This is a genomic window from Anaerobacillus sp. 1_MG-2023 (genome assembly GCF_030547345.1).
GTDB classification, from domain to species: domain Bacteria; phylum Bacillota; class Bacilli; order Bacillales; family Guptibacillaceae; genus Guptibacillus; species Guptibacillus hwajinpoensis_B.
In genome coordinates this window covers 1-264 of sequence record NZ_JAUORD010000127.1, presented here as the reverse complement: position 1 = coordinate 264, position 264 = coordinate 1, and the positions used below count along the sequence as shown (strand labels likewise).

The following is a 264-nucleotide window of genomic DNA, read 5'->3' as shown; positions in this document are numbered from 1 at the left end:
GCCTTCGGGTCGTAAAGCTCTGTTGTTAGGGAAGACCAAGTACCGTTCGAATAGGGCGGTACCTTGACGGTCCCTAACCAGAAAGCCACGGCTAACTACGTGCCAGCAGCCGCGGTAATACGTAGGTGGCAAGCGTTGTCCGGAAGTATTGGGCGTAAAGCGCGCGCAGGCGGTCTTTTAAGTCTGATGTGAAAGCCCACGGCTCAACCGTGGAGGGTCAGTGGACACTGGAGGACTTGAGTGCAGACGAGGAGAGTGGCATTC

At 56.4% G+C, this 264-nt stretch carries 1 rRNA gene; it reads left to right on the top strand.

The window, feature by feature from the left end:
* Window positions 1-264: ribosomal RNA gene (locus tag Q4550_RS23560) — 16S ribosomal RNA — on the top strand; the annotation flags it as partial.